Raw genomic sequence first — 20469 nt, 5'->3', positions numbered from 1 at the left:
ATTTCTATATGACATCAAAATTGAAGATGCGAAATATTATTTTTATTTTAATCGGTTCCGCTATATTTTCTTTCGGTATTGTCAATATCAATATTGAAAACCACCTTGCAGAAGGTGGGTTTACTGGTATTACACTATTATTGTATTTTTTATTCAAGTTTGATCCTTCCTACTCAAACTTAATTTTAAATATCCCTATATTTTTTATTGGTTGGAGGTTACTTGGCAGAACGACATTTTTATATACATTAATCGGCACATTTAGCGTATCTTTATTTCTATGGATTTTCCAGCGTTACGAAGTGCTCAACTTACATTTAAACTTGCAAAATGATATGACACTCGCAGCTTTATTCGCCGGGGCATTTATCGGTATCGGCCTTGGGATAATATTTAAATATGGCGGGACTACTGGCGGTGTAGATATTATCGCACGACTAGCTCACAAATATGTTGGCTGGAGTATGGGTAAAACGATGTTTATGTTCGATGCTGTCGTTATCGTCGTCTCTATTCTTACCTATTTATCATACCGCGAGGGTATGTATACGTTAGTTGCTGTTTTTATCGGGGCTAAAGTCATTGATTTTATGCAAGAAGGAGCCTATGCCGCCAAAGGAGCGACTATTATCTCAGAGAAAAACAATGAAATTGCTGCCAAAATTTTATCTGAAATGGAGCGCGGAGCAACCTTTTTAAAGGCTGTTGGATCGTATACAAAAGTGGAACGTAACGTACTGTATTGCGTTGTTGCTAAAAATGAAATCGTGAAATTAAAAAATATTATTACTTCTGTAGATCCTCATGCATTTGTTGCAGTAAGTGACGTACATGATGTAGTTGGTGAAGGATTTACGTTAGATGAAAATAAAAACCCTTTACATAATTAAATGTAACTAGAAAAGCGCCTTAGCTTTTCTAGTTTTTTATTACAAGTCTTTTAAGCTTCTCCAAATCCTCATAAATAAGCTCCAATAAACTCCGATTATAAAAAATGGAAGCTGGATGAAAAGTTGGAAAAACATGATATTCATTCTCTGACCATGTAAACTCTGCACTTTGCATATCCTTTAATTTTTGAATGGGCTGTTTTAATAATTGCCCGTGTACATCTGTGATTTTTTTATTTTTTCCTGTTAAACGTTGAAGACCAATATTTCCAAGTGTGACGATAAGCCTCGGATTTATTTTCTCTAATTCATAATCTAACAAAGGCGCATGGGCAACTATTTCTCCTTGATTTGGCGTTCTATTATACTTTTTTTGTATGCTTTCACCATTTCGTTCTTTTTTCTCTCGCCATTTATAAGGTCTACTCCGAACAGCGCTCGTAATATATACTTCTTCCCTCGTAACGTGAATACGCTCTAAAAAACCCATTAATTGTTTTCCCGACCTCCCGCTAAACGGAATCCCATTATGAATTTCTGTTTCACCAGGCGCTTCTCCTAACAACATAAATTTGGGATTTTCAGGACCTTGTCCACTTAAAAAACCTTCTAGTTGATAAGGAGCACTACGCTCTTTCACTTGTTTTACTAAATGGTCTGGATATTTCATTTCCCCCACCGCCTTTCCGCATTACTTCTATTATTTCTATTTGTAATACATTATATAATTCAATCCACACAACAAAAAAAGACTATCAAAATCGATAGTCTTTAGTCGTCGCTACGCTGCATACCAGTATACATTAATACGAGACGTAATAATTCAAATACCGCTACAGCTGCAGCTGCTACATATGTTAATGCTGCTGCATTTAATACTTTACGAGCTTGGCCATATTCATCTGTTGATACGATACCTAACGCTTCAATTTGTTGCATTGCACGCTTTGAAGCATCGAACTCAACTGGTAATGTAACAAGTTGGAACACAACACCTGCAGCCATTAAAATAATTCCTAATAACAATAGTTTCGACATTGTCGCAAATATACCAATCATAATAAATACCCATGATATATTCGATCCAAAATTCGCCACAGGAACTAACGAATGACGAATACGCATAAAGTTATAATCTTGCGCATCTTGAATTGCGTGTCCTACTTCATGTGCTGCCACTGCTGTACCAGCAACTGAATGTCCATAATAGTTATCTGTTGATAATCGAACCGTCTTGGCCGTTGGATCATAATGGTCTGATAAATGACCTGGTGTTTCTTCCACAGCTACATTGTATAATCCATTTTCATCTAAAATTTTTCGAGCCACTTCCGCTCCTGTCATACCTGATGTTGAATAAACTTGTGAATACTTGCTATAGGCACTTCGTACTCTTGACTGTGCATACAACGGTATGATCATTATGATCGCGAAGTAAATTAAATAAAACATCATGAACCTCCATTGAAGTTTTAATTATAGTACTTCTCATTCTATTTTCTTCTGCCACTATTGTCAATGAATAAACCTTACAATCCATATCTTTACTTATTACATTATCTATTTTTAGAATGCACATTACTTTTTCTTTTTTCTCTCTCTCCTTTATACTTTCTCCATCCAACATAAGTTAATGTGAATAAAATAAGTCCCCCAGTAATTGTCATAAACCAAATGAGAGAAGGTGCAATTTCATCCTTTTTTACTGTGTGAAATATCTTTTGCAAATCCCCTTTAATAATCCCTAATTGCATTTGGCCACCTTTCGTTTTTAACATAACGTTACGAAATTCATCCAAATAAGATAAATGAACATTTACACGCTGTACCTCGTTTTCTGGCAAAGCAATCATTAAACTTGGATAAATAATATTGAATTCATTTAAAAATGTATTTAATGTTTGTTGAAACTGCCCAGCATCTTCTTTTTCCATCGCTTTTTCCATTTGAGAAAAGGCATCCATTACTTTCCTTTCTCTTTCCATCCAAAGTGGTTGATATTTCGATACTTGTGCATCAACAGCAAGTTGTAATGCCAACACATTATCCATTTTAGCTTGCTTACCTAAACCTTCTTCAGAGAGCGATTGCTGCGCCTTGTCGTAAGCTAAAGAAATAACTCTAACTTGATCTGGTGTTACTTCATGCTTCTTTTCATTCCCCTTCATTAAAAATTGCTCTGAGAAAAGTTGTAATACTTGTACCGCTTTTTCATCTTCATTACGCTTCACTAACTGTAACGAGTCGTCTAACAACCCTGTTAGCTCATTCCACTCTTCAGCATATATACGTAACGGAAACATTATAATTAGAAATGCTATCAATCCAATTAATGTTCTCTTCATCCCGGTCCCCCCTATAACTACTAGTACAAAATATGTTAATTGGGACAAGAATAGAACAGAACTAAACCGAAAAATATATTATCGTTTTACAAAGAAAAAATTCTCTTTAAGCAGAGAATTTTTTCTTTGACATCCTTTTCTTTTTTATGAAATATCTATATAAGCTATAACAAAGTATACTACCACCTAAAATGAATAATAAAATAGCACACGCAGCATGCATAAAGAACTCCTCTGGTAGCATTAATATAACTGGATCCGTTTCAATATCAAACATCCAATAATCATTACTGAATAAAAGCTTATGGAATAATACAAAGCTCTTTTCAAAATTAATAGCGATTGGTAACATAAGCGCTATCGGAAAAATAATTGTTAAAATTGATCCGTGCAGTAAAAACTTTTCATTTTTCTTTTTTAATAAATAAATTCCCCCTATCACTGCAATCATAATTGTCGCATACATCACATATTGAATCTTTACTAAAATATTTTTAACATCTACAAAATGAATACGGCCATTTGTAGACATATCTAATGTTGGCAAATGTAATGCTCCGTCATAAAACGGGGATAAATATGTAATAAGCACATCGTAATTTCTTTTAATTTCATCCTTCGTCATATCCGCTAAATCAGGAATATTTAAAAAATCAATTTCAAAATAATACAGCCATTTTCCATACACAACTGCCGTTGTTGCGAGTGCAAAAATAGAAAATGCTATGCTATATGAAACAACTAAAGTAATCAATCGATCCAATATTTTTGTACCACTCTTATTTTTCTCCATGTTCTCCCCCTAAATGTTCTAACCATCATAAAGAAAATTGTTTCCTGTGCTCACGTAAGCAACAATAATATGTAATACATAGTACAGCAACGCTTAACCAAAACGTAAAATAACCAATTTCCTCTACAAACAAATGCATAATTCCATATCGTGGCATTTGCCAAAATAAATAATCAATTGCATCGTTATGCAACGTCCATACACCCGCTACTATAAAATGCCATTTTTTTATACGGTAAAATGGAGCATATAAAACACCTTGCACTGCCATCGCGAAGTGCGAAAGCATTAACATGTAGCCCATAAGGCCAATAGGACCTTTTACGTAAATCATAATCGCATTTACAACAACAGCCCAAATACCATATTTTATTAAAGTAACAATCGCTAGCGCTTCTATTAATCCCCAGTTTCTCTTTGTCAAAAAAGCAATTAAAACAAAGACAAAAAAGAGACTCGCCATAGGACTATCTGGTACAAACGGCCAAAATATAGGTGACGTTTCTTTCAATTGATTTCCGTACCATATAAATCCATAAATTGTACCTAATAAGTTAACAATTAATAAAAATAATAATACCGAGCGTTGTCTTAACATTGCATACAAGTACACCAATCCGTATGTCCAACACCTTTCAAGCAAAGTAATTCATTCACTAAATCCTACTCTATTATAACAAACTTCATCCAACTAAATAAAAAAGCTGACTACAAATTTTGTAGTCAGCTTTTTTATTATTTTTTATTATACTTTGCAACGAATTCCGAAAGCTTCTTCAGTTCCTCATCCGTACCTTTAAATACACCTTTAGGCATTGAACCTTTTCCCTCTTTCGCAATTTTAGCAATTTCTTCTGGCTTTAAAGTTAAGTTTTGCAGTGCCGGTGCTGCTGCCCCGCCTTGTAAATTGTCACCATGACATGTTAAACAAGTATTTTTTTGCATTAATTTATAGCCATCATCATTTTTATCAACTGGCGCTGTTTTTACAATTGCTCCTTGTTTTTTTGCAGCTTCCCAGTCGTGGTGTGCTACAGATTCCCAAGTTAAAAAGATAATCGATGCAATTGCTAAAAGCATAAATCCAGTTGCCACAGGACGCTTCAATGGACGTCTTTCTGGACCTCGATCAAGAAATGGAGCTAACAGTAATGCTCCAAACGCAATCCCTGGCATAATAAATGCTCCAATTACAGTAAATGAACCGGAAGCATACGAATACTTTAATAACTGATACAAGAATAAGAAATACCAATCTGGAAGTGGTATATATCCAGCATCTGTTGGGTCCGCCATTCTCTCAAGCGGCGACGGATGCGCCACTGTTAAACATAAATAACCGATTAAAAAAACTGCACCAACCATCCATTCTTTTAACAAGAAGTTCGGCCAAAATGCTTCTGTTTTCCCTGGGTATTCAGAATAGTCTTTTGGAATATTTGGTTTCCGAGCTACTGGTACCCGAGAATCTCCTACAAACTTCATCCCTTTGCCGCGATGCATAATCTCCCTCCTTTAGTTCTTTCCCCTTTAATTTAGCAATCTCTTATAGTGGACCGGAAATACCTTGTTTGCGAATCATGATGAAGTGGAAGGCCATTAAACCTAGAAGTGCTGCTGGTAAGAAGAAGACGTGAATAGCAAAGAATCGAGTTAATGTTTGAGCGCCAACAATTTCGGAATGACCAGCGAGTAATGTTTTAATATAAGGACCAATGAGCGGTGTTTGCTCTGCAATTTGAATCCCTACTTTTGTAGCAAATAAAGCTTTCATATCCCACGGTAATAAATATCCGGTAAAACCAAGACCTAACATAACAAAGAAAATAAGAACACCAACAATCCAGTTTAACTCACGGGGCTTTTTATACGCACCTTGGAAGAAAACTCTGAGTGTATGTAAAAACATCATTACAATTACGAGACTAGCACCCCAGTGGTGCATACCACGAACAATTTGCCCATAAGCAACTTCATTTTGTAAATAGTAAACTGATTCCCAAGCATTTTTAATATCAGGCACATAATACATCGTCAAAAACATTCCAGATAAAATTTGAATTACAGTAACGAAAAAGGTAAGTCCTCCAAAGCAATAGACGAATGCAGAAAAGTGATGTGCCGGGTTTACATGTTCAGGTACTTCATGATCAGCGATATCACGCCATATCGGTGTAATATCTAATCTTTCATCTACCCAATCATAAATTTTATTTAACATCTACTTTGCACCCCCTCTTGGCTTCGCTTTTCCTAGATACAGCGTTCCATCTTTCACTTTAGACTCGTACACATCCAGCGGAGCAAGGGGTGGCGTACCTTTAATGTTCATCCCATCTTTTGTATAACGACCCCCGTGACATGGACAAAAGAATTGATTCGGATGTGCTTTGTCCGAATTCCAGTTAACTGTACATCCTAAATGTTTACATACTGGAGAGAACGCAACAATGTCTCCGCTTTCATCTTTATGAACCCACGCCGATTTTGGTTCTTCAGACTTGTACCAACCATCAACCTGTTTCACTTTAAAATCGAAACGCTTCGGCTCTGTTGTAATATCCTTTACTTGCGCAACAGCAACCATATCTGTTCCGGCTTCTTTTCTTAACACCGGATCAAGCGCAAATCGCGTCATCGGCATTAAAATACCGGCAGCCATAAAGCCTCCTACCCCTGTGAGTGTGTAATTTAAAAATTGTCTTCTTGACACGCGATGTTCTTTCTCGCTCACGAAAATTTCCCCCCTCTATCAGAAATTGTCCCCTCGTGATAAATTATATAAAAAATAAAAACTAGGACACTATCATGATATAATACGCTCATGCACAGGTCAATATCATACTACTCATAATAATAAGAACTTTCTGTTTATTATGAGTTTCCCCACTTCTCTTCCAACATCACCATTATATTTTTTATATGCGCATGAATAACTTCTCTTTTTGCTTGATCACTAAATTGTTCTAATGCTAATGAAGGAAACCAAAATAAATCTCCCTGTAACTCTTGCATATCCTCTTTCCATGAAAAATCACTTGTAACATAAGCAATATGCTTAAAACCTTCGCTTCGTAAATGATTTGTCCATTCTTGCAAACGACCTTTTTCATTCTTTTGACTTTCTACCAAATACGTAAACGCGGGTAGTAAAAGCACTCTTCCTTTATACTCTCTTTCCAATTCCGTGCTCAACAATTCGATAAATTCACCTTGTTCTACAACCATTTTCATTTCTTGTGCTGCCGAAATTGATAAAAGCGGTATTACTCCTGTATCAACATACTCTCTTGCTTGTTCAAACTGTTCCACATCTTTTACACTCCACTTCAAATTCCTTCCCTCCTTCACTTGCAAATGACAGAACTTTCACTTTATATATATTAAACCATACTAAAAGAGGTAAAAAAAGAAAAACTACCCAATATAGGTAGTTTTTCTTGGTGAAAGTCTGAAATTTGTAAAAATTTATTAATCCAAATAAATTCTATAAAGTCTTTAACTCGGCCGTTAATCTATGAAACGCTTCCTTATCTTGCTTATCTAACGCTTCATCAATTTGTTTCAAAAGGCGTTCTCTCCTAAATGAAAATACACTTTCTTCCAAAAACCTTTCTGCAAGTAAACGATCTTTTTCATTTACTTCAATATGCTTTGGTAGATATGGGTTTTCTTCTAATACAGCTACATAATTCGCATTTTGAAACGATGATTTAAAGTTGAGTTGAATATAAATATCCTCATCTCGATTTAAACGAATATCATGAAACGATTTTTCAGCATCTGTTGTCATAACATTTTGTTTAAAAAAGTGAAACGGTGTGTCTTTCACACAATTCGCTGACATCACTAAGCCACGCGGACAATATTTTGCATGCTCTACGAAGTGGACTTTATGCATCAATTGGTCGTGACTCATTAAATAATTCAGAATCCATACACATTCACGCTGTTTCAGTTGGTAATTATTCAAAAACCATTTTACAAAATCCTTCTTCTCGTTTACAGAAACAGGGGTATTCATAGCAATTAAGTCCCTCCTCTGTCTTTCTCTTTTCTTTTTAGATTCAAGAAGCGGCATTCAGTTTCCTTCCAACTTATGAAAAATCCTCTAAATTATATAACAACTCTTCAATATGAATTTGTGTCGGGTCTAGTTGTAATAACTGGGTAAATACTTCTTTCGCCTCTTTTCGCTTTCCTTCTTCCAATAAGAAATAACCGTATTCTTCTAAGAAGTCTGGATGATTCTTAAAAGAAGTATATGCACTTTCATAGTGTTTTAATGCATCCGAATACATTTCTAATTGTTTTTTTGCATACGCAAGGTCCCAAAGTAGTTGTGTATCTGGTTCTCCACTATCAATAGCACGCTCTACAATTGCAATTAACTCTTCGTACTTTTCTTGTCCTTTTAAGATATACGCATATTTTAATGTTGCGCCTAAATGCCCTGGGTCTAACTCAAGTGCTTTTTGAAGAACTTCCTCTGCTTCTACTATTTTTCCTAATTTCGCCGCAATGTTCGCTAACTCTACATAAAACGGAACTGAAAGCTCATCTACTTTAATTCCTTCATGAAGCGTTTCATAGCTTTCTTGAAGCATTCCTTCTTTTTCATAGCTTTTCGCTAAATACATGTACAGTGATGCGTACTCAGGGTCTAATTCTTTTAGTTCTTGCCAAGCACCGATTGCTCTCTGATATTCTTCACCTTGGTATAATGTGAAGGCATATCCAAATAATGAGTGAATATCTTTTTGTTCCTCTAGGCCTGCTTCATAATAAGAAATCGCCTCTTCCCAGTTTCCAATCGCACTTAACGTTTCTGCAAGGCGAAGTGCGATCACAACACCACCCATTACTTTATGTTCAGCTAATAGCGATTCATAATAAGTAATTGCCTTTTGTTCTTCACCTTTACTACTATATAATTCTGCTAACCCAAACGTAATAACAGGTTCATCAGGCATCATTTCTTTCGCCTTTAATAGTTTTTGCTCTGCTACATCATCAAAACCTTGCATTTGGAATAAATCTGCAACAAGTAATAAAGATTGAACATATAAATCGTCATTTTCTGGAATATCATGAAGTACTTCAATCGCTTCATCTTCTTTATCTAGATCAATATATAATTCTGCTAAAAATACAGTGAATTCACTTTCTTCCGGATACAGTAAACGTAAGTCTTCAGTAATCGCTAATGCCTCATCTGTAAATCCAAGTGTATGATAGTAACGAGCGATATCATACTTCTCTTCATCATTTGCAATTTTTAATTGTTCTTTTAATAATTGTAATCCTTTTTCCGCTTCACCATTTTCAATATATGAAACAGCTTGTTCAAACTTTTGCATAAACGTCTCCTTTAATTCTAAAAAATATTCTCTTCTGTTCATTTATCATAAGCAACTCACTGTTAGAACGCAACCTTTAGAATGAGCATGCTTCTTCTTATACTTCTTCTTACAGAGTAGGTAATTGTTCAAAAGGTTCGGATATGACACCGATACCTTATCATCATCTTCTATTGTACCGCTTTCTTTTATGACCGTGCAAATAACTTCTCTCACTAATTATCAAGCCATACAAACCGTGATTTACAGAACAACTTAATTACCAGTCTTCAACCTTTATTTTTAATACGATAAAAAAGGCTCCTATAATAGGAGCCTTCACAATCTCTTAAGAATATGTTTCTTCTTTCTGTACTTGCTCATTTACAAGCTCTTTCAGCAACTCTATAATTTCATCATTTTCTTCTTTCAAACCGACAGTAATACGAATACCATCATCGATACCAAATGCAGCACCAGAACGAACGATATATCCTTTTTTCATTAATCGTTCGAAAGCTTCATTACCTGGTATACCAAGTTTTAAGAAAATGAAATTTGTTTGAGATGGATAATAGAATACGTTATATTCTTTACAAAATGCATAATACTGATTTAGACCTTCAGCATTCTTTTTCACACAATCTTGTAAAAAGGCTTGATCTTCTAATGCAGCGAGTGCTACAGATTGCGCTACAGTTGATGTATTGAATGGTAACCTCGCTACTTCTAGCTGTCCGATTAACTTCGCATCCCCAATCGCATATCCGATACGAAAAGCAGCTAAACCATATGCTTTTGAAAACGTGCGTAAAACCATAAGATTTTCATACTTTTCAAGAAGTGGCAATGTTTGCGGATAGTCTTCTGCTTCCGCGTATTCATAATATGCTTCGTCCATAATAACGAGAGCCGACTTAGGAACTGATTCTAAAAATGAAAGTAATTTTTGTTTCTCAACATATGTACCTGTCGGATTATTCGGATTACAAATCCATACAATTTTCGTTTTATCATCTACTTGCTCTAGCATTGCATCTAAATCGTGAATACCGTCTTTAAGTGATACTTCACGAACTTCTGCTCCTTCAATAACAGCATGGTGATGATATTGTGAAAACGTAGGATTCGCCATTACAACGTTTGTTCCTTCATGTAGTAACGCTCGGCTAATCATTTGAATGACTTCATCTAATCCACTACCAAATAGTAGTTGTTCTGCTTTTACACCTAAATGTTCCGCTGCTTTTGTCCGAAGTTCAAAGGCATATCCATCTGGATAAAGGGCATATTGGCTCGCTAAAGAAGTTAATGCTTCTGTCACACGCGCTGAGCAACCGAATGGATTTTCGTTCGATGCTAATTTCACAATTTTCGATAATCCATATTCCCTTTTTACTTCTTCAATGTTTTTCCCAGGCACATACGCTCTCAAAGTTAACAATTGCTCTTTCACTCTCATTTTTCTTCCCCCAGTCATTTCATTCAATTTGATTACAATACAGTTATAGCCCCTTACTGTAATCTTTTATCATAACCGTCACTATTACGAGAATACCTCTAAATGAGCACTTCACAACACTTCGCTATCATTTTAAACCATATCTTTTTGAAATGCCTCTAACGCAATATGAACAGTCTCATCTGAAATAGATACGACATTCACTACCCCATATTCCTGCATAAGCACCATATGAATTGCTCCTGCATTTGCTTTCTTATCTTGTTTCATCAATTGAACGAGGCGCTCTACATTCAAATCTCTTGGCATTTTTGGATAGCCGTATTTCAAGAACCACTGCTTCATATCTTCATAAGCAAGATCAACCTTGTACACTTGCTCACTTAAAAATATGGCGAATAACATTCCAACCGCTACGCCGTCACCGTGAGTAATATTCCCATACCCTAGCTCTTTTTCAAGAGCATGTCCTAACGTATGTCCAAAGTTCAAATGGGCACGTACACCCTTCTCTGTTTCATCTTGTGACACAACATTTGCCTTTACAGGAATCGCCTTCGTTAATATATGGATTAACTTCTCATCACGAAGATCCGCTAATGTTTGCACTTCTTCTTTTAACCAATGATATAGCTCCACATCACCAATAAGAGCATGCTTTATCACCTCTGCATAACCTGAACGCCACTCTTTTTCAGGAAGAGACTGTAAAAACGGTGTATGATATACAACCGCTTCTGGCTGATGGAATGCACCAATCATATTTTTACCTAACGGATGATTAATCGCTACTTTCCCACCTACTGCGCTATCGTGCGCTAATAAAGTCGTCGGAACCTGCACAAAGCGAATACCCCGCATAAAAGATGCAGCAACAAAACCAGCTAAATCTCCAATCATTCCGCCTCCAAGTGCAAGAATTAAAGAATTTCTATCTAATTTATTTTCAAGAGCTGACGTATGAGCCGCATAGAAATTTTCGAAAGACTTCTCTTTTTCGCCACTTGGTACAACAAACGAAAACACGTCCTGCTCCACTTGTAATGCATCGATAACTGTCTGTAAATGTAGTGATGCAACAGCTTCATCTGAAATGATCATTACGTTAGATACAGCTGGCTGCATATTTTGAACGATCATTGTTAAGTTTGACAACGCTTCTTTACCAACATGTACATCATATTCTTTTGATTTCGTTTGAATATGTATGTTTCCCATTAAAATCCCCTCGCATATTCATTATGTTTCTCAATATTTTCACGAATTAGTTCCATACGATCTAATCCGAATTGTTCTATTAAAGCTGTTGCTAATTCCCAAGCCACAACCGCTTCTGCAACGACACTAGCTGCTGGCACTGCACAACTATCTGAACGTTCAATGCTCGCTGTAAAAGGCTCTTTCGTATCAATATCTACACTTTGAAGAGGTTTATAAAGTGTAGGTATCGGTTTCATCACACCGCGCACAACAATTGGCATTCCAGTCGTCATACCGCCTTCTAATCCACCTGCATTATTTGTTCTTCTTGTATATCCATGCTCCTCATTCCATAGAATTTCATCATGAACTTCACTTCCCGGTCTATGCGCTGCTTCAAAACCAATTCCAATCTCGACACCTTTAAAAGCATTAATACTCATAATTGCAGCTGCTAATTTCGCATCCAGTTTTCGATCATAATGCACGTAGCTACCTACTCCAATTGGCATTCCTTCCACAATTACTTCAACGATTCCACCGATTGAATCACCATTTGCTTTCGCATCATCAATCGCTTTCATCATTTGGTTACCAGCTTCGTCATCTAAGCAACGTACAGGAGATGCTTCTGTACTACTCTTTAATTCTTCAATTGAACTATACGTAACCTCCTTAGCTTGTACACCGCCAATTTCAATTACATGGCCCGCCACTTTAATACCAAGTTCTGCTAACACCTTTTTAGCAACCGCACCAGCAGCAACACGCACCGTCGTTTCGCGCGCTGACGAACGTTCCAGTACATTCCTCATATCTCTATGACCATATTTAATTGCACCATTTAAATCAGCATGCCCAGGCCTTGGTTTTGTCACTTTCCTTTTTATCTCTTTTTCTTCCTGCTCAGTTAAAGGCTCTGCCCCCATAATTTTTGTCCAATGGGCAAAATCACGATTTTCAACAACGAGTGCAATAGGGGAACCTAATGTTTCTCCATGTCTAACACCACTTAAAATTTGCACTTGATCCGTTTCAATTTGCATGCGTCTACCACGCCCATATCCCTTTTGCCTTCTAGCTAACTCTTCGTTTATATCATCCGCTACTAAAGACAATCCTGCTGGAACACCTTCTATAATCGTTGTAAGTTGCGGACCATGAGATTCACCAGCCGTAATATATCGCATACGTTATTCCTCTTTTCGTATATGTATTTATCTCACTATATTAACTTTTATCATTCTAAAAATATTAAAGAAATTATATCATAAATCGACCATTTTCTTATTCTATATTTCCGATAGGCCTAATTTAAATATCAATATATCATAACAGCTCAAACTTCGTAACTAATTGAAAATAAAAAAAGTGCAAGAAGAATACCCCTATTCTCCTTGCACTTTTTACTATTATCACAGTGATTAAAGCGTTTACAAATTATTTCAAAATAATTAGTAAATCCATTCATTCATTAATTTTGAGTAGTCAACTAATTCTTCTTCTTTAAAGAAAATAGCAATCTCGCGCTCTGCGCTTTCTAAAGAATCAGAACCATGAATAATATTTTTCGCAACAGTTACACCGAAATCTCCACGAATTGTTCCAGGAGCTGCTTCATGTGGTCTTGTTTTCCCCATCATGTTACGCGCTGTATCTACTACACCTTCACCTTGCCATACCATTGCGAATACAGGTCCAGATGTAATAAAGTCTACTAACTCACCAAAGAAAGGTTTTTCCTTATGCTCAGCGTAGTGTTGTCCAGCAATTTCCGGAGTGACTTGCATTAATTTTGCACCAACTAATTGAAATCCTTTTTTCTCAAAACGAGCTACAATTTCCCCAATGAAGGCACGTTGTACACCGTCTGGTTTTACCATTAGAAATGTTTTTTCCATAAAAAATCTCTCCACTTCTGAATTATGTATGTAATTGTATATCCCCACACACATATTATCACCCTTATCACAATTGTGCAATAGTTTTGAAATAGAGAGATTATTTTATTTTTTAGAATAAACATTAAAATTTTCGTTTTCCAATATACTTTGCAACATTTTGTAATGCATACTTTGCTTTTCCACGTGGGAGTGGTTTTATTATTTCTAAAGCTTTATGTAAATAACGTTCACTAAACGCAAATGCTTGATCAATTGCTGGACTATTTTTTACAGCATCAATAATTTCTTGCATTTCACTTGCTGTTGTATTTTCATGTACAGATGTGATTTTTTGACGAAGTACTGGATCTTCCATCGCATATAAAGCAGGGAGCGTTATGTTTCCTTGTAATAAATCTCCACCAGCAGGTTTTCCAAGTTTCTCTTCTGTGGAAACGAAGTCTAAAATGTCATCAATAATTTGATAAGACATTCCTACAAAATACCCATACCAAAATAGACGATTTACTGTATCACGATTAGCACCAGCAGCAATCGCTCCCAATTGACAACTCGCGGCAATTAATAATGCTGTTTTTCGCTTTATTCTTCTTAAATACGTTCTTAAATTTTGGTCATAATTGTATTTATCTTTAATTTGTTCAATTTCACCTTTACAGACTTCTAAAATAGTATGTGATAACGCTTGATGCGCCTCTGGGATTTCGATATTTGTTATACATTCAAGAGACTTAGCGAACAAATAGTCCCCTGTATACATCGCAATACGATCTCCCCATTTCGCATTCACAGTCGCACTGCCGCGTCGTAAAAATGCAGCATCAATAACATCATCGTGAACAAGAGAAGCCATATGAATAAGCTCTAACGCAACAGCAACATGCTTAATCGCATCTAACTTATAATCTCCAAATTTCCCTGCAAGCAACACAAATACAGGACGAATTCGCTTCCCACCAGCTTCAATAAGTTGTAATGCTGCCTCTTCTACTAATGGCTGTTCAGAAGCAACTGTCTTTTTTAATTCTTTTTCTATCACATTAATATCCGATCGTAAAAAAGAGTACATAAGTTGTAACTTCATATTGTTCACCTTAACCTAAAACTTCTTTTTTCTTTTTTCTATTTTGATTCTGGTTTAATACCTAAATGCATCGCTGCTACCCCAAAAGTAAATGGTTTCACTTGCACACGTTCAAGTCCAGCTTGCTCAAACATTTGGGCCAATTCTTTCATCCCTGGGAATGCACTAGCAGATTCTTGAAGCCATGAATATTCTTTATAACTTTTCGCAAACATCTTTCCAAATAACGGCATGATATATTTAAAGTATAAAATATACCCTTGTCGAAAACCAATCATTGTTGGTTGAGATGTTTCTAAACAGATTACTTTTCCACCTGGTTTTACTACACGCGTCATTTCTTTTAATACGTGCATATAATCCGGTACGTTACGTAAACCAAACCCAATTGTTACATAATCAAACGTATTATCTTCAAATGGAAGCTCCATTGCATTCCCATGTAGAAGTTCTACTTGTTTTAATTGTAACGCCTCTACCTTTTGCTTACCGACAGATAACATATTTTCACTGAAGTCTAAGCCAACAACCTTTCCTTGCTCACCTACCGCTCCAGCTAGCGCAATTGTCCAATCTGCGGTTCCGCAGCATACATCAAGCGCTTTACTGCCAGGTTGTACATCCATAATTCGCATCGTTTCTTTACGCCACGCTTTATGTCTTTGAAAACTAATTACAGAATTCATCACATCGTATTTATCAGAAATCTTTTCAAATACGTCATGTACTCTTTCTTCTTTTGATTGTTGCATGCTCGTACCTTCTTCCAATGTAAAATTGCTTATGTCTTCTATTTATCCCTTAACACAGAATTTATTTCATTTACGTCTGTGTGATTTTCTAAAAATTGTTTTTCTTTCTTTCTCAATTCCATCATCCAACCATTAATCACTACTTCTGCTTTATCCCCTAAAGCATCTTGCACCGCTTGAAAAACAGGTGAATGTTGTTTATCAGCATACAATTGAATTTCTTTTTGAAGGCGATTTCCACCTAATACGTATGTGATAAATGGCTTCCAATGTGATAAATGAAAATGATCACATGTTTTTTGAAGGAGCGCAGACTCAATCGTTACTACGCTTTTCATTATGTCATCCGTCGTTTCATGCGCTTTTTGGTATAACATAATTTTGTGTTCATTTATCTCTTTAATTCCTTCAGCAAGTGCACGAATTAAAACAATATCACGATTCATAGACAATAAATAATAATATAGTCCACTATAGTAATCGCCTGCAAGTACTGTTAATTGACGACATTTATGGAATTCAATCTCTTCCTCGCCTGCTTTATTTGATACCCTTTCATGCGTATCAAGCGCAATTTGTACAAGCATAATTGTTACTACGTAATGCTCAATTTGTTCTATATGTAAGTTTGCACTCTTTAAAGCACCATATAACAATGCTATCTTTTCTTCATCAATAAATGGTTCTTCAATATAGTTTATAAAATAAGGATGGCGTAATTTCTCCATCAATTTCTCTTTTATACCCGCATACCCTCCGTAGATGTCACACACAAAAAATCACCCTTGTTTTCTAATTCATAAAACTTATTATAACACATACACTCTATTTTCTATAACCAAAACTTGGCTACACCTACCATTCATGTAAGCAATCTTTCTAATCTCACTCTGTCTAGCTAAAACTATATCATTTATTTACTAAAAAAAAAAAGAAAAGCAGTTTCCCGCTTTTCTTTACTTCGCTTTAATAAACGATAAAATTTCACTGCGCGCTGCAGCATCATTTTCAAGCACACCACGCACTGCTGTCGTTACTGTTTTCGCACCTGGTTTTTTCACACCACGCATCGTCATACACATATGTTCTGCTTCTACTACTACCATTACACCATGAGGCTCTAGTACTTCCATAATAGAGTTCGCTACTGTTGATGTAATACGTTCTTGCAGTTGTGGACGACGTGCAATTGTATCTACAGTACGAGCTAATTTACTTAACCCTGTCACCTTTCCACCTTGCGGAATATATGCAACGTGAGCAACTCCATAGAATGGAACTAAATGATGCTCACACATCGAATAAAATGGTATATCTTTTACTAGTACAAGCTCTTCGTGATCTTCTCCGAATACTTTATGCAAATGCTCTTTCGGATCTTCATGCATACCTGAGAACACTTCTGCGTACATTTTTGCAACACGCTTTGGCGTATCAAGTACTCCCTCACGATTTGGATCATCCCCAATCGCCTCTAAAATAAGGCGTACTGCATGTTCAATTTGTTCTAAATTAACTTTTGCCATCCGCTAGCCCTCCCGAAAACCTAAAAGTGATACGAACACATTCTAGCATATTTATGTTTTTAAAAGCAAAAAGAAGAGTTCCCAAAAAGGAAACTCTTCTTCCCTGTTAATATGTAAGGATTATTTAACCGCATCTTTTAACGCTTTACCAGGTTTGAATGCAGGTACTTTACTTGCAGCGATTTCAATCTCCTCACCTGTTTGTGGGTTACGACCTTTACGAGCCGCACGCTCACGAACTTCGAAGTTACCGAATCCGATCAGTTGTACTTTATCACCTTGTTTTAAAGCTTCTAAGATAGAATCAAAAACAGCGTCTACTGCTTTTGTTGCGTCCTTTTTAGAAAGGGAACTTGCTTCTGCAACAGCATTGATTAAATCTGTCTTGTTCATGCCATTCACCTCCTCCCAAAGATAAGACTGTATAATGATCATAAAATGAGTCTTACTTTCATTTGTAGGCAATTTTTACAAATTCTATACTACAAAGATGTAGATAAATCATTATCAACGCCTATATTATACGATTCTCCTTTATAATTCAATATTTTTAAGGAAATTGTTACTCTGAAAATGTGAAAATCTGATGAAACTTGACAATTTACAACAATGTATTAGATAATGACTGTTTATTTTTCTATTTTATAATCGGAAAAACAAAAAATCCCTCTACAGTGAGAGGGATTTTTCTTATAGTATAATCGCAATTAATCCGCCAGATCCTTCATTAATAATTCTTTCTAGCGTTTCTTTTAATTTATATCTAGCATTTTCTGGCATTAAAGATAATTTCGCCTGAATTCCTTCTCGAACAATCGAGCTAAGCGAACGTCCAAATATATCAGAATTCCAAATTGATAACGGGTCATCTTCAAAATCTTGCATTAAATAACGAACTAATTCTTCACTTTGCTTTTCAGTACCAATGATCGGCTCAAACGTTGACTCTACATCTACTTTAATCATATGAATAGATGGCGCTACCGCTTTTAACTTCACACCAAACCTTGAACCGTGACGAATAATTTCTGGCTCATCTAAGCTCATATCCGCTAGCGCAGGGGCTGCTACACCATATCCTGTTTGCTTAACCATACGCAATGCATCTGCCACTTGGTCATATTCTATTTTCGCATGAGATAAATCGAGCATAAGCTTCAATAAATGATCTTTCCCTCGAATTTCTACTCCTACTACTTCTTTTAAAATCTGATCATATAATTCATCTGGCGCATATAAATCAATCTCCGCCACACCTTGCCCCATATCAATGCCAGCTAGGCTCGCTCGATCAATAAATTCATATTGACTAAACTGCCAAACAACGCGATCCACATCACGAAGACGTTTTATATCCTTCACAGTTTCTTGAACTGCTTCTTGATAACTTTGACGCAACCAATGCCCTTCATTTAGCACCATTACCCAGCTCGGAAGGTTCACATTCACTTCTAATACAGGGAATTCAAATAGCGCTTCACGAAGTACATTATATACATCTGTTTCTCTTAAACTCTCCACACTCATTGCAATAACCGGGATATCATATTCTTCTGATAAACTTTGGCGTAATTGCTCTGTATCTGGATGATACGGCTGTACCGTATTAATTATCATAATGAAAGGTTTTCCTACTTCTTTCAACTCATTTACAACGCGTTCTTCTGCCTCTATATAATCTCTTCTTGGAATTTCACCAATTGTTCCATCTGTTGTAATTACAACACCAATTGTTGAATGTTCTTGAATTACTTTACGCGTGCCGATTTCTGCAGCTTCATGGAATGGAATAGGTTCTTCATACCAAGGGGTATTAATCATGCGCGGGCCATTCTCATCTTCATAGCCCTTCGCTCCTGGAACCGTATATCCAACACAATCTACTAATCGAATGTTCACTTCAAGTCCTTCATCTACTTCGATAGAAACCGCTTGGTTTGGAACAAACTTCGGTTCCGTCGTCATAATTGTACGACCAGCAGCACTTTGAGGCAATTCATCCTGCGCTCTTTGACGGTCAGACTCATTCTCAATATTTGGAATAACTACAAGTTCCATAAATTTTTTAATGAATGTTGATTTCCCTGTTCGAACAGCTCCTACAACTCCAAAATAAATATCACCGCCTGTTCGTTCTGCAATATCTTTAAAAATATCTACCTTTTCCAAGTGATTCCCTCCCTCAAAATTTTTGGGAATAATTCCGCGTTTATAGTCAACTAATACCTTCTCTAACGTTGCCTATAATATCTGATATAATATAATGGTATTCTAGAAGTTCGGACAATATATCATATAATTTTGTCCAATTTCATATGACTATTAAAAAATATCTTTTGTTTGCATCGTAAGTTGTATAACATAAAAAACCTTTCTTCTAGAACTTATTCACTAAAAGAAAGGTTCATGACTTATGATTTTAAAAAAATTGGTTCTCCGTTCTTTACTGTGTACGGTAAAGAATAAGCTGGTACAAACGGGGAACCTTTCGAAAGTATATTTCGAATATCTTCTCCCTCCGTAAACTGCCCTTCATTTTTTTTCAAAGCGTCATATAAGTCGATTCTATAATCAACAAAAACTTCTCCTTTTTCATTAATTACAAAAGGAAGCCCTTTACCAGAATATGGACTTGTCACTTGTGGCACATCTTTATATCCCAGTTTTTTGAAATCCAATTCATATACACCATCTGAAATTACTTTTTTAAAAGGTGGATATTGATGTTCATCACGATACATCCTAAGTTTTAAAGATAATTCCTGAATTTGTTCAGCCATCCTAACATCAATTAACTTTACTGTTGGATTTGTTTCAACGTCTATTAATACGTATTGATATACTCCTCCACTTTCATATGCATTCCCTGGCGCTTCTTGTATGTAACGCGGAGTAATCTGTTGAAAATCGATTGGATACTTTTGATAAATAGGTGTACTCATATCCCTCGTCTTAATTGGCAATATCCCATCATTTTGCTCCTTAAATGTCACAACAGCTTTTTGAACAACCTGTAGCTGATCTTCATAAGGAACCGCATTTTGCTTCATATTTTCTTTCGGATACAGACACCCCGTTAAAAGGCTCATACAACAAAATATTAAAATAATATGGACTTTTTTCACTAGCATCACCTTTTCATACTAATATAACTTGCTCTGTATGTAGTATTTT

General features: G+C 36.0%; 23 protein-coding genes. 1 reads left to right on the top strand and 22 read right to left on the bottom strand.

The genetic code is table 11. From position 1 onward, the window contains the following. Nucleotides 1-8 precede the first annotated feature (8 nt). Nucleotides 9-890 carry a YitT family protein gene (locus tag ACUXVC_RS07750; RefSeq protein WP_098975845.1) on the top strand — a complete coding sequence of 294 codons (882 nt, stop codon included), beginning with the start codon at nt 9-11 and terminating at the stop codon, nt 888-890. Between the two features lie 28 nt (nt 891-918). On the opposite strand, the gene ACUXVC_RS07745 is transcribed toward ACUXVC_RS07750, so the two are convergent. From ACUXVC_RS07745 to ACUXVC_RS07640, 22 genes are all read right to left on the bottom strand, one after another. Then, a complete protein-coding gene (locus ACUXVC_RS07745) occupies nt 919-1560 on the bottom strand; it encodes a uracil-DNA glycosylase (RefSeq protein WP_000876861.1) in 642 nt (213 codons plus the stop codon). 101 nt (nt 1561-1661) lie between these two features. Continuing rightward, on the bottom strand, nt 1662-2345 hold the full coding sequence (locus tag ACUXVC_RS07740; protein WP_011109966.1) for a zinc metallopeptidase: 684 nt from the start codon (nt 2343-2345) through the stop codon (nt 1662-1664). Nucleotides 2346-2446: 101 nt separating this feature from the next. Further along, nucleotides 2447-3235, bottom strand: coding sequence for a sporulation protein YpjB (ypjB, locus tag ACUXVC_RS07735; protein WP_000831589.1), 789 nt, complete (start codon nt 3233-3235; stop codon nt 2447-2449). Nucleotides 3236-3341: 106 nt separating this feature from the next. After that, entirely contained in the window at nt 3342-4028 is a 687-nt protein-coding gene (lit, locus tag ACUXVC_RS07730) for a lipoprotein intramolecular transacylase Lit (RefSeq protein ID WP_098975846.1), read from the bottom strand. Between the two features lie 25 nt (nt 4029-4053). Beyond that, nucleotides 4054-4644, bottom strand: a complete 591-nt coding sequence (locus ACUXVC_RS07725; protein WP_141241095.1) for a DUF1405 domain-containing protein — start codon at nt 4642-4644, stop codon at nt 4054-4056. A gap of 119 nt (nt 4645-4763) precedes the next feature. Continuing rightward, nucleotides 4764-5531 (bottom strand): menaquinol-cytochrome c reductase cytochrome b/c subunit, encoded by a 768-nt coding sequence (gene qcrC / locus ACUXVC_RS07720; protein WP_000554603.1) that lies wholly within the window; start codon nt 5529-5531, stop codon nt 4764-4766. 43 nt (nt 5532-5574) lie between these two features. Next, nucleotides 5575-6249 (bottom strand): menaquinol-cytochrome c reductase cytochrome b subunit, encoded by a 675-nt coding sequence (gene qcrB, locus ACUXVC_RS07715; RefSeq protein WP_000932700.1) that lies wholly within the window; start codon nt 6247-6249, stop codon nt 5575-5577. Then, nucleotides 6250-6762: a menaquinol-cytochrome c reductase iron-sulfur subunit gene (gene qcrA / locus ACUXVC_RS07710; RefSeq protein WP_001290420.1), complete on the bottom strand. Its 513-nt coding sequence runs from the start codon at nt 6760-6762 to the stop codon at nt 6250-6252. It abuts the gene before it with no gap. Between the two features lie 140 nt (nt 6763-6902). Further along, the gene (locus tag ACUXVC_RS07705) at nt 6903-7361 is read right to left on the bottom strand and encodes a YpiF family protein (RefSeq protein ID WP_000872170.1); all 459 of its coding nucleotides are present in this window, start codon (nt 7359-7361) and stop codon (nt 6903-6905) included. 154 nt (nt 7362-7515) lie between these two features. Then, the gene (locus ACUXVC_RS07700) at nt 7516-8052 is read right to left on the bottom strand and encodes a ReoY family proteolytic degradation factor (protein ID WP_001095925.1); all 537 of its coding nucleotides are present in this window, start codon (nt 8050-8052) and stop codon (nt 7516-7518) included. A 73-nt stretch (nt 8053-8125) separates the two neighbouring features. After that, the gene (locus ACUXVC_RS07695; RefSeq protein WP_001168673.1) at nt 8126-9388 is read right to left on the bottom strand and encodes a tetratricopeptide repeat protein; all 1263 of its coding nucleotides are present in this window, start codon (nt 9386-9388) and stop codon (nt 8126-8128) included. A 328-nt stretch (nt 9389-9716) separates the two neighbouring features. Continuing rightward, a complete protein-coding gene (hisC, locus tag ACUXVC_RS07690) occupies nt 9717-10829 on the bottom strand; it encodes a histidinol-phosphate transaminase (RefSeq protein WP_089170704.1) in 1113 nt (370 codons plus the stop codon). A gap of 132 nt (nt 10830-10961) precedes the next feature. Beyond that, nucleotides 10962-12047, bottom strand: a complete 1086-nt coding sequence (gene aroB, locus ACUXVC_RS07685; protein WP_000526809.1) for a 3-dehydroquinate synthase — start codon at nt 12045-12047, stop codon at nt 10962-10964. After that, nucleotides 12047-13219 carry a chorismate synthase gene (gene aroC, locus ACUXVC_RS07680; RefSeq protein WP_144465825.1) on the bottom strand — a complete coding sequence of 391 codons (1173 nt, stop codon included), beginning with the start codon at nt 13217-13219 and terminating at the stop codon, nt 12047-12049. The genes aroB and aroC overlap by 1 nt, the downstream gene beginning before the upstream one ends. 264 nt (nt 13220-13483) lie before the next feature. Beyond that, nucleotides 13484-13930 (bottom strand): nucleoside-diphosphate kinase, encoded by a 447-nt coding sequence (ndk, locus tag ACUXVC_RS07675; protein WP_000415883.1) that lies wholly within the window; start codon nt 13928-13930, stop codon nt 13484-13486. A 124-nt stretch (nt 13931-14054) separates the two neighbouring features. After that, nucleotides 14055-15017 (bottom strand): heptaprenyl diphosphate synthase component II, encoded by a 963-nt coding sequence (hepT, locus tag ACUXVC_RS07670; protein WP_000776079.1) that lies wholly within the window; start codon nt 15015-15017, stop codon nt 14055-14057. Nucleotides 15018-15055: 38 nt separating this feature from the next. After that, nucleotides 15056-15769, bottom strand: a complete 714-nt coding sequence (menG, locus tag ACUXVC_RS07665) for a 2-heptaprenyl-1,4-naphthoquinone methyltransferase (protein WP_001187668.1) — start codon at nt 15767-15769, stop codon at nt 15056-15058. A 38-nt stretch (nt 15770-15807) separates the two neighbouring features. Then, on the bottom strand, nt 15808-16542 hold the full coding sequence (locus tag ACUXVC_RS07660) for a heptaprenyl diphosphate synthase component 1 (RefSeq protein WP_053564889.1): 735 nt from the start codon (nt 16540-16542) through the stop codon (nt 15808-15810). 183 nt (nt 16543-16725) lie between these two features. Then, nucleotides 16726-17295 carry a GTP cyclohydrolase I FolE gene (gene folE, locus ACUXVC_RS07655; RefSeq protein ID WP_001151481.1) on the bottom strand — a complete coding sequence of 190 codons (570 nt, stop codon included), beginning with the start codon at nt 17293-17295 and terminating at the stop codon, nt 16726-16728. Nucleotides 17296-17415: 120 nt separating this feature from the next. Next, nucleotides 17416-17688, bottom strand: coding sequence for an HU family DNA-binding protein (locus tag ACUXVC_RS07650; protein ID WP_001043860.1), 273 nt, complete (start codon nt 17686-17688; stop codon nt 17416-17418). A gap of 297 nt (nt 17689-17985) precedes the next feature. Continuing rightward, nucleotides 17986-19464 carry a stage IV sporulation protein A gene (gene spoIVA, locus ACUXVC_RS07645; protein WP_000416519.1) on the bottom strand — a complete coding sequence of 493 codons (1479 nt, stop codon included), beginning with the start codon at nt 19462-19464 and terminating at the stop codon, nt 17986-17988. Between the two features lie 242 nt (nt 19465-19706). Further along, a complete protein-coding gene (locus tag ACUXVC_RS07640) occupies nt 19707-20420 on the bottom strand; it encodes a hypothetical protein (protein ID WP_141241096.1) in 714 nt (237 codons plus the stop codon). Between the last annotated feature and the right edge of the window lie 49 nt (nt 20421-20469).

It is taken from the genome of Bacillus sp. N6 (assembly GCF_052805735.1).
The sequence above is the reverse complement of the archived record's forward strand: the minus strand, read 5'-3'. Positions and strand labels throughout refer to the sequence as shown.

What these genes read in the sequence shown, in the direction of transcription:
- aroB (WP_000526809.1), bottom strand. Translation starts at nt 12,047, where the DNA reads ATGGGAAACATACATATTCAAACGAAATCAAAAGAATATGATGTACAT.
- ACUXVC_RS07650 (WP_001043860.1), bottom strand. Translation starts at nt 17,688, where the DNA reads ATGAACAAGACAGATTTAATCAATGCTGTTGCAGAAGCAAGTTCCCTT.
- ACUXVC_RS07695 (WP_001168673.1), bottom strand. Translation starts at nt 9,388, where the DNA reads ATGCAAAAGTTTGAACAAGCTGTTTCATATATTGAAAATGGTGAAGCG.
- ACUXVC_RS07745 (WP_000876861.1), bottom strand. Translation starts at nt 1,560, where the DNA reads ATGAAATATCCAGACCATTTAGTAAAACAAGTGAAAGAGCGTAGTGCT.
- ACUXVC_RS07700 (WP_001095925.1), bottom strand. Translation starts at nt 8,052, where the DNA reads ATGAATACCCCTGTTTCTGTAAACGAGAAGAAGGATTTTGTAAAATGG.
- folE (WP_001151481.1), bottom strand. Translation starts at nt 17,295, where the DNA reads ATGGCAAAAGTTAATTTAGAACAAATTGAACATGCAGTACGCCTTATT.
- qcrC (WP_000554603.1), bottom strand. Translation starts at nt 5,531, where the DNA reads ATGCATCGCGGCAAAGGGATGAAGTTTGTAGGAGATTCTCGGGTACCA.
- ACUXVC_RS07750 (WP_098975845.1), top strand. Translation starts at nt 9, where the DNA reads ATGACATCAAAATTGAAGATGCGAAATATTATTTTTATTTTAATCGGT.
- lit (WP_098975846.1), bottom strand. Translation starts at nt 4,028, where the DNA reads ATGGAGAAAAATAAGAGTGGTACAAAAATATTGGATCGATTGATTACT.
- ACUXVC_RS07740 (WP_011109966.1), bottom strand. Translation starts at nt 2,345, where the DNA reads ATGATGTTTTATTTAATTTACTTCGCGATCATAATGATCATACCGTTG.
- ypjB (WP_000831589.1), bottom strand. Translation starts at nt 3,235, where the DNA reads ATGAAGAGAACATTAATTGGATTGATAGCATTTCTAATTATAATGTTT.
- hisC (WP_089170704.1), bottom strand. Translation starts at nt 10,829, where the DNA reads ATGAGAGTGAAAGAGCAATTGTTAACTTTGAGAGCGTATGTGCCTGGG.
- hepT (WP_000776079.1), bottom strand. Translation starts at nt 15,017, where the DNA reads ATGAAGTTACAACTTATGTACTCTTTTTTACGATCGGATATTAATGTG.
- aroC (WP_144465825.1), bottom strand. Translation starts at nt 13,219, where the DNA reads ATGCGATATATTACGGCTGGTGAATCTCATGGTCCGCAACTTACAACG.
- menG (WP_001187668.1), bottom strand. Translation starts at nt 15,769, where the DNA reads ATGCAACAATCAAAAGAAGAAAGAGTACATGACGTATTTGAAAAGATT.
- qcrB (WP_000932700.1), bottom strand. Translation starts at nt 6,249, where the DNA reads ATGTTAAATAAAATTTATGATTGGGTAGATGAAAGATTAGATATTACA.
- ndk (WP_000415883.1), bottom strand. Translation starts at nt 13,930, where the DNA reads ATGGAAAAAACATTTCTAATGGTAAAACCAGACGGTGTACAACGTGCC.